Here is an 8,076-nt window from a genome sequence, read left to right on the forward strand (position 1 = left end):
ACGCGCGGATGGGCGACATCATGTCGCAGACCAGGGCGCTGCCGGGGCCAGCTGCCCCGGCAGCGCCCTGGTCTGCGACATGATGTCGCCCATCCGCGCGTTGCGCAGGGCGGAGAAGTTCCGCGCCATGTCGTCGCCGAGGCCGCCGAACATCGACGACCTGCTGCCCCGCGCGGCGGCGTCGCTCAGCCGCCGCAGGTTGCCGGCGCTGTCGCCCATGATGTCCGCGGCGCGGGTGGTGCGGGCGGCCCGGTTGCCGAACTCGCTCATGCCGCGCAGGCTGCGGAACGCCTGGAAACGGGAGCCCTGGGCGCCGAGGCGGGCCGCGGAGCCCGCGGCGCGGCCGAGGCCGAACGTGACGATGCCGACGACGTCGAGCAGCGCCATGCCCCACTTGCCCTGGAGCAGGTTGCCCACCAGGGAGAAGATCGATCCCACCAGCGCGATGACGCCCAGGATGCCCGCGAGTGCCTGGCCGATGACGGGGATCCATCCGACCAGGAGCGCGGCGAGACCCGCCCAGGCGGCGATGAACCCCCCGATATTGCCGAGGGTGATGAGGACGTCCCTGATGACGTCGAGGGCGCCGCCGACCCGGTCCCAGAAGCCGTCCTCCAGGCCGTCGCCGCCGATGAACTCGCCTATCTGGTCGGCCGCGGACTGGGCCGCCCGGTTCTTCTCCTCTATCAGCCCGTTCAGCCGGGACTTGAGGCTGGCCAACTCGCCCTCGGCGGCGCCACGCTCGCCCTCGGCGCGGCCGTGCGCCTCCTCGTTCTCCGTGAGGTCGTCGCCCTCCAGGTCCTGGTTCTCGCGGCTCTCGTCCAGGCCGTCCATCGTGCTGTTGGCGGCGTCGATACGCTCCTGCGCGGTGATCGCCTGCTGCCGCAGCGACAGGCTCTCGTCCTGCGCGTCCTCCAGCACCGGCCAGTAGTTGGCCAGCGCCAGCGCCGCGACGTCGTAGCGCCCGTGCGCCTTCCAGATGTCGCCCGACAGCTCGGTCGCCTTCTCGCGGAAGGCGGTGCCCGCGTCGGAACGCCAGCCCTCCTCGGAGTCGGTCACCTCGCCCAGCAGCGTCCGAGCGCGGGAGATGGCGTCCGCGGTCCTGCGGTACCGCGCCGCGGCCTCGCGCACGAGCTCCCAGTCACCCGGGATCGGGTCGCGCCCGTCCTCCGTCAGCGGATACCAGTCGGCCGGCCTGCTCATCACCCGTCCCCCTCAAGCGCGTTGACCAGCTCCTCCTCGATGCCCTCATACCCGTCCGCGGCCGACTTGGCGGCCTCGACGAAGCCCTGGAGGCCGTCCATCAGCTTCTCGCGGTGGTGCTTCCAGTTCTCCGCGAACTGCTCCAGCTCATGGGCGAGGTCGTCATGGCTGACCTGCTCCGCGTAGTCGTCGGCGATGTCCTCGGCGTTCTCGAACTCGGTGGCGACCAGCCGCAGCTTGTTGGCCAGCTCGCGCACCTCCTCCGTGGTGACGGTGATATCGGGCATCCATGGCTCCTGGTCAGTGGGCTGTCGTGGATCCGGGTGTCAGGACCACCGGAACGTGCCGGCGATGGCGTCGAACATCTCCACCTGCGCGTCGGCGACCTCGATCAGCGGCGTGCTGAAGGAGAGCACCATCCAGGCCCCCGAATTGGGCACGGGCAGATAGAAGTCCAGCAACGTGTTCGGACGCTCTTCCGGCTGTCCCAGTTCCTTCGACTCCGCGGTGAGTTCCTTGCGGCGGCAGCGCACGACCTCGCCGATGGCCAGCTTCACGACCGTGACATCGGCGTTTTCCTTGTACTTGTCCTTGATGCCGTCCGCGAGCATCTGCACGGGAAGCACACCCGGCACGGACGGATCCTCGGGCTCCGCGGTGACCAGCAGACTCGCGGGGATGGGAATTCCGAAAACGCTCTGAGTGGAGAGGTAGAGCTCGATACCGACCTGACTGACCGCCTTGTCGGCTATTTGCGTCAGCAGTTCGCGCAATTCATGCCGTTTGGTCGCCAGATCGTCGCGCTTGGGATAGGTGATGTCCACCAGCGACTGCACGGCGTTGACGCGCTTCCGCTCGTTGCGCAGCGGTATGCGGAACCAGTCGGTGGGAGTGATCATCCGGTAACTGCCGGGCGGGGCAACGCTGGTCGTGCGCTGCTCCGGCTCCGGTTGCGCCCCCGCCGCGGTGCCCTGGTCCTCGTCCGCCCGCCGCTCATCCGCCACTGTCACGCGGAACTCCCCGTTCACATCAGCACATCGATCAGACCGCATCCGGCATGTCAAGGTACCGTATCCGGCCTCCGGAGAACGGGGCAATGGAGGGGCGCGAAGCCGGGCTCAGCCGATCTCGGTGACGGGGCCGCCGTCGTCCTCGTCGGCCTCCTCCTCGTCCTCGTCCTCGCGGTCGATGAGCACCGGGGACCCATGGTGGCTCCACACCCTCCACCCGCCGTCCCCGCCGCGGCGGAAGACATTGGTCGCGACCACCAGGCCGCCGACCAGCGGACCCGCGGAGCCGTCCTCCTCGGCGGGCCCCCCGCTGAGGATGTTCTCGGTGCAGGTCACCAGCGCGGTGTCGCCGAGGACGGACACCTCGACGTCCGTCAGGAAGAACTGGATGTACTCGGTGTTGGCCATGATCAGCGCGTAGGAACGGATCACCTCGCCGCGCCCGCTGATCACCGGCCACCCCGGGTGAACGACGCTGACGTCCGCCTCCAGCCACTTTTCGGCCAGCGCGTCCAGGTCGCCGCGCTCCAGCGCGTCGTACAGCGCGGTGTTCGCCGCGGACACCGCCTCGACGTCCGTGCTCGCGCCGCTCACGCCCCCTCCCCCGAGCCGCCGCTCTCGATCGCCCGCACCACGCGGACCGCGTCCGCGCTGGCCCGCACCTCGTGCACCCGCACCGCCCAGGCGCCGGCGCGGGCGGCGAGCGCCGTGACCGCGGCCGTCGCCGCGTCCCGTTCCCGCGCGGGGGGCGGACCGCCGCCCGGCGCCGCCAGCGCCCGGCCGAGGAAACGCTTCCTCGACGCCGCGATCAGCAGCGGGCGGCCCAGGTCGGCGCGCAGCCGCTCGGCCGCCGCCACCAGCGCGAGGTCGTGCTCGGCCCGCTTGGCGAAGCCGAGCCCCGGGTCCACGACGATCCGGTCGGCCGGGATCCCGCCCGCCTCGGCGCGGGCCAGGCTCTCGCGCAGCTCGGCGACGACCTCGGCGACCACGTCGCCGTAGACGGCCCGGTCGTTCATGTCCACGCTCTGGCCGCGCCAGTGCATGACGACGAACGCCACCCCCGCCCCGGCCACCACCGGAACCATCCGCGGGTCCGCGCGACCGCCGCTCACATCGTTGACCAGCAGGGCCCCGGCCGCGACCGACCGCTCGGCGACCGAGGCGCGCATCGTGTCCACGCTGACGACCACGCCCTGCGCGGCCAGCTCCCGCACCACCGGGACGACCCGGCGCAGCTCCTCGTCCTCGTCCACCCGGGTGGCGCCGGGGCGCGTGGACTCCCCGCCGACGTCCACCAGGTCCGCCCCCTGGGCCACCAGATCCATCCCCCGCTTGACCGCGGACTCGGCGTCGAACCAGCGCCCGCCGTCGGAGAAGGAGTCCGGTGTGACATTGACCACGCCCATGACCGCACAGCGGTCCCACCGGGGCAAGCCCGTCACCTGGCCGTGCGAGATGCTCATGGCACCAGGGTAGGGGCATCCCCCCGTCCCCCTCCTTCCGTCCGCCGGGAACACGACGCGGGCGGGAGGCGCTGACCACCAGGCCGGGGCGGCGCGGGTAGATTCGAACACCCGGATGGCCTGACACCCGCCACCTACCGAGGGAGTGATCGCGATGGACCGCATTTCCCTGCGCGGCCTGAGCGCCTGGGGCTTTCACGGGGTCCTTCCCGGGGAACGCGCCGAGGGCCAGCCTTTCGTCGTCGATGTCGTCCTCGGCCTCGACACCCGTCCGGCGGCCGAGAGCGACGACCTCGCGAGGACGGCGGACTACGGCGTGGTGGCCCAGGAGGTCACCGCGATCGTGACCGGCCCGCCGTGCGACCTGCTGGAGACCCTGGCCCAGCGGATCGCCGACCAGTGCCTGGCGCACGGGGCCGTCCGCGAGGCGGAGGTGACGGTGCACAAGCCCCGGGCACCGATCGCCGTCCCCTTCGACGACGTGACCATCACCATCAAGCGGAGCCGAGCATGACCCCGAGCATGGATCCGAGCGAAGACCACAGCGGTGCGGCGTCCTCCCACGACCCGACCGTGCAGCCGGTGCCCGCCTCCGTGGTCCACCAGGTCGACGCGGCGGACACCACCCTGCACAACCCGAAGGACGCGGTCCTCTCCCTGGGCTCCAACCTGGGCAACCGCCTGGAGACCCTTCAGGGCGCGGTCGACGCCCTCGCCGACACCCCGGGACTGCGCGTCAAGGCGGTCTCCCCCGTCTACGAGACCGAGCCCTGGGGCGTCGGGCCCGGCACCCAGGCCACCTACTTCAACGCCGTGGTGATCATCAGGACCACCCTGCCGCCGTCCTCGCTGCTGGAGCGGGCGCACGCCATCGAGGAGGCGTTCGCGCGGGTGCGCGACGGCCGCTTCGGGCCACGCACCCTGGACGTCGACATCGTCAGCTATCAGGGCGTGGTCTCCGAGGACCCGTTGCTCACGCTTCCGCATCCTCGCGCCCACGAGCGCGCCTTCGTCCTCGTGCCATGGCACGATGTCGAGCCGGGCGCCGAGGTGCCGGGGCGCGGGCCACTGGCCCGGCTGCTGCCGGGCCTCGCCGAGCAGGGCGTGACACACCGCGGGGACCTCACGCTCGTTCTGCCGGACTGACCCGGCCGCCGGACGGCGGCCGCCACACGACTTCACGACGAGGGGCGCGCACAGCGGTGAACCAATTGCGGATCGGGACCCTGGCCGGGCTTTTCGCCGCGGCCACCGGCCTGAGCTGGGCGGGCGCCGGGCTGTGGGAGTCCTTCGGCAACACGCCCCCGGCCGTTCCCCTGTTCTCCCCCGTCATCCTCGGGCTGATCGCCGCGGTGCTCTTCGTCACGGGGCTCTCGCTCCGCTCCCGGCTGCGGGCCTGGCGTGAACGGCGGCCCGGGGCGCGGCCGGTCGACCGGCTGATGGCGGCGCGGGCCGTCGTGTTCGGGCAGGCCAGCGCGCTGGTCTCCTCGATCGCGGCCGGGTGCTACGGCGGCTTCGGCGTCTTCCTCGTGATGGAGCGCCTGGACGTGCCCAACCGCCGCGACCAGGCCATCTACGCGGGGCTCGCCGTGCTGGCGGGCGCCGCGGTGGTCGCGGCGGCGCTCTTCCTCGAACGCGTCTGCCGGCTGCCCGAGGGCGACGAGAACGGTGAGGGCAACGGCCCGATGGGCTCCACCGCCTGACCGCTCCCGCCGCCGGTCAGACCCCGGTGACGATGTCGAGGTCCACCTCGGTGCGGTCGATGTCGTGCGCGTCGGCGTCGATCGAGCGGCGCAGCGCCTCGTGCAGCCCGGCCGGGGTCAGCACGCCGAGGAAGCGGTCGCCCTCGTCCAGCACCGCGATCCACCCGGCGTCGTACTGGAGCATCGTGCTGAACGCCCGCTTGAGCGAGGAGCCCAGCGGGAGCCACGCCTCCATCCGCCGCGCCCGCGCTGCCACCGTCCCGCCGGGATCGCCGCCGCCCGCCTCCGCGTCCTCGTCCGGGGTGGGCACCCAGCCGTGCAGCATGTCGTTCTCGTCGAGGACCACGGCCCAGCGCGCGCCCTCGGCCCGCATCCGGCGCGCGGCCACCGGCATCGGGTCGGCCAGGTGCACGACGGGCGGCTGCTCCAGGTCGCCCTTCTCCACCGGGGTGACCGAGAGCCGCTTGAGCCCGCGGTCGCTGCCGACGAACGACGCGACGTAGTCGTTGGCCGGGGCGCCGAGCACGGCCGCGGGCGAGTCGAACTGCTCGATCCTGCCCTGCCCGTACACCGCGATCCGGTCGCCGAGGCGCACCGCCTCCTCGATGTCGTGCGTGACGAACAGCACGGTCTTGCGCACCTCGGCCTGGAGCCGCAGGAACTCGTTCTGAAGGCGCTCACGCACCACCGGGTCGACGGCCCCGAACGGCTCGTCCATCAGCAGCACCGGCGGATCCGCCGCCAGCGCCCGCGCCACGCCCACCCGCTGGCGCTGCCCGCCGGAGAGCTGGTCCGGGTAGCGGTCGCCGTACACGGCCGGGTCGAGGCCCACCAGGTCGAGCAGCTCGGCGGCCCGCTTGCGGGACTCACCTCGCCGCCGCCCCAGCAGGTGGAGCACCGTCGCCGTGTTGTCGAGCACGGTCTTGTGGGGGAAGAGGCCGACCTGCTGGATGACGTAACCGATCCGGCGGCGCAGCTTCACGGGGTCGTAGGAGGCGACATCCCGGCCGTCGAGCAGGATCCGGCCCTGGGTGGGCTCCTCCAGCCGGTTGACCATCTTCATGGTGGTCGTCTTGCCGCAGCCGGAGGGGCCGACGAGGGTGACGAGCTCGCCCTCGGCGACTTCGAGGTGGAGATCATCCACGGCCACCGTGCCGTCCGGATAGCGTTTGGACACATGCTCGAACCGCAACATGTTCATCATTCTGACAGGTTCAGCGTCTAGGGTGGGGGAACATGAGTGCGGTTAGGGCGGAGAGCTGCCTGACGAGGAACGAGTGGATCTGCGGTGAGTACCTCCGCTCCCGTTCCGGGGAGCTGACGGACGCGACCGTCGAGCACATCCTGATCACGCTGGTCGCCGTGGCCCTCGCGGTGCTGGTCGCGTTCCCGCTGGCGCTGCTCGCGCGGCGGTACCGGCTGGCCGCCGGGCCGGTCCTCAGCCTGACGACCATCCTCTACACCGTGCCGTCGCTCGCCATGTACGCGCTGCTGCTGCCGGTCTTCGGGATCTCGGTCTCGGTGGTGGTCTGCGGCCTGGTGCTCTACTCGCTGACCATCCTCGTGCGGAACATCCTCACCGGCCTGGGCTCGGTGCCCGAGGAGGCCCGCGAGGCGGCGCGCGGCATGGGCTACGGCCGCCTCAGGCTGCTCTTCGGCGTCGAACTGCCGCTCGCCCTGCCCTCCCTGATGGCGGGCGTGCGGATCGCGACCGTCTCGGCCGTCTCGCTCACCACGGTCGGCGCGATCGTCGACCACGGCGGCCTGGGGAACCTCATCTACACCGGCATGGACAGCTACTTCAAGGCGCAGGTGCTCACCGCCTCGGTGCTGTGCGTGCTGCTCGCCGTCACCGCCGACCTCCTGCTGCTCGTCACGCAGCGGGCCCTCACCCCCTGGGCCCGCGCCGGCGGCCGGAGGAAACGGCGCGAGGTGACCGCGGTCCCCCGGGACTCGGTCCTCGACGCCCCGGGGACGGTGGTCTGACATGGGCGTGATCCCCGACGCGTGGACCTGGCTGACCACCGGCGCCAACTGGTCCGGCGAGGGCGGCGTGGGCAGCCGGCTGGCCGAGCACCTCTACCTGACCGGCGTCTGCCTCGTGCTCGCCTGCGCCCTGGCCCTGCCCCTCGCCCTGTGGCTCGGCCACGGCGGCGGCCGGCGCCTCGGCGGAGCCCTCGCCATCAACATCTCGAACGCGGGCCGCGCCGTGCCCACCTTCGCCGTGCTGGTCCTCCTCAGCCTCGGCCCACTGGGCGGCCACGGCGACCTGCCGACCATCATCGCGCTGGTGCTGTTCGCCGTCCCGCCGCTGCTGACCAACGCCTATGTCGGCGTCTCGGAGGCGGACCGGGACGTGGTGGAGGCCGCGCGGGGCATGGGCATGTCGCCCTGGCAGCTGCTCGCCCGCGTCGAGATACCGCTCGCGTTCCCCCTGATCATGACCGGCGTGCGCACCGCGGCCGTGCAGGTCGTGGCCACCGCGACGCTCGCCGCACTCGCCGCGGGCGGCGGCCTCGGCCGCATCATCACCGCCGGGTTCGCCACCTACGACACCGCGCAGGTCGTCGCGGGGGCCATGGTGGTGGCGGTGCTGGCGCTGCTCGTCGAAGGCGTGCTCGCCCTGGCGCAGCGGCTGCTCGACCCGGGCCGCCGCAAGCGGCCACGGGCCGCGGTCGCCGCCACCGCCCCCGCGCC

The 8,076-nt window shown here is 72.3% G+C and carries 11 protein-coding genes; 5 read left to right on the plus strand and 6 right to left on the minus strand.

All coding sequences use genetic code 11. The annotated features are described in order from the left end of the window. Positions 1 to 18 precede the first annotated feature (18 nt). The 5 genes from ADY01_RS29165 to folP all read right to left on the minus strand — a co-directional run bounded on the left by ADY01_RS29165 (position 19) and on the right by folP (position 3,676). Entirely contained in the window at positions 19 to 1,203 is a 1,185-nt protein-coding gene (locus tag ADY01_RS29165) for a hypothetical protein (RefSeq protein WP_049579464.1), read from the minus strand. Further along, positions 1,203 to 1,490: a type VII secretion target gene (locus ADY01_RS29170; protein WP_049579466.1), complete on the minus strand. Its 288-nt coding sequence runs from the start codon at positions 1,488 to 1,490 to the stop codon at positions 1,203 to 1,205. The genes ADY01_RS29165 and ADY01_RS29170 overlap by 1 nt, the downstream gene beginning before the upstream one ends. Positions 1,491 to 1,529: 39 nt before the next feature. Next, positions 1,530 to 2,213: a hypothetical protein gene (locus ADY01_RS29175; RefSeq protein WP_159001490.1), complete on the minus strand. Its 684-nt coding sequence runs from the start codon at positions 2,211 to 2,213 to the stop codon at positions 1,530 to 1,532. A 108-nt stretch (positions 2,214 to 2,321) separates the two neighbouring features. After that, a complete protein-coding gene (locus tag ADY01_RS29180; protein WP_049579470.1) occupies positions 2,322 to 2,807 on the minus strand; it encodes a nuclear transport factor 2 family protein in 486 nt (161 codons plus the stop codon). Further along, on the minus strand, positions 2,804 to 3,676 hold the full coding sequence (folP, locus tag ADY01_RS29185; RefSeq protein ID WP_049579472.1) for a dihydropteroate synthase: 873 nt from the start codon (positions 3,674 to 3,676) through the stop codon (positions 2,804 to 2,806). The genes ADY01_RS29180 and folP overlap by 4 nt, the downstream gene beginning before the upstream one ends. A gap of 154 nt (positions 3,677 to 3,830) precedes the next feature. On the opposite strand from folP, the gene folB reads away from it, so the two are divergent. The 3 genes from folB to ADY01_RS29200 are packed head-to-tail and all read left to right on the plus strand — an operon-like array spanning position 3,831 to position 5,379. Further along, positions 3,831 to 4,190 (plus strand): dihydroneopterin aldolase, encoded by a 360-nt coding sequence (folB, locus tag ADY01_RS29190; RefSeq protein ID WP_049579474.1) that lies wholly within the window; start codon positions 3,831 to 3,833, stop codon positions 4,188 to 4,190. Between the two features lie 8 nt (positions 4,191 to 4,198). After that, the gene (gene folK, locus ADY01_RS29195) at positions 4,199 to 4,822 is read left to right on the plus strand and encodes a 2-amino-4-hydroxy-6-hydroxymethyldihydropteridine diphosphokinase (RefSeq protein ID WP_049579482.1); all 624 of its coding nucleotides are present in this window, start codon (positions 4,199 to 4,201) and stop codon (positions 4,820 to 4,822) included. Positions 4,823 to 4,878: 56 nt separating this feature from the next. Continuing rightward, positions 4,879 to 5,379: a DUF3180 domain-containing protein gene (locus tag ADY01_RS29200; RefSeq protein ID WP_049579476.1), complete on the plus strand. Its 501-nt coding sequence runs from the start codon at positions 4,879 to 4,881 to the stop codon at positions 5,377 to 5,379. 16 nt (positions 5,380 to 5,395) lie between these two features. On the opposite strand, the gene ADY01_RS29205 is transcribed toward ADY01_RS29200, so the two are convergent. Further along, positions 5,396 to 6,574, minus strand: a complete 1,179-nt coding sequence (locus ADY01_RS29205) for an ABC transporter ATP-binding protein (RefSeq protein WP_049579484.1) — start codon at positions 6,572 to 6,574, stop codon at positions 5,396 to 5,398. A gap of 41 nt (positions 6,575 to 6,615) precedes the next feature. Between ADY01_RS29205 and ADY01_RS29210 the strand changes: the two genes are divergently transcribed. Both ADY01_RS29210 and ADY01_RS29215 read left to right on the plus strand, forming a co-directional pair. Next, the gene (locus tag ADY01_RS29210; RefSeq protein WP_049579478.1) at positions 6,616 to 7,365 is read left to right on the plus strand and encodes an ABC transporter permease; all 750 of its coding nucleotides are present in this window, start codon (positions 6,616 to 6,618) and stop codon (positions 7,363 to 7,365) included. 1 nt (position 7,366) lies between these two features. Next, a partial coding sequence (locus tag ADY01_RS29215) for an ABC transporter permease (protein WP_049579480.1) occupies positions 7,367 to 8,076 on the plus strand: 710 nt, incomplete at its 3' end.

This window comes from Streptomyces sp. SBT349 (assembly GCF_001083795.1).
GTDB lineage: Bacteria > Actinomycetota > Actinomycetes > Streptomycetales > Streptomycetaceae > Streptomyces.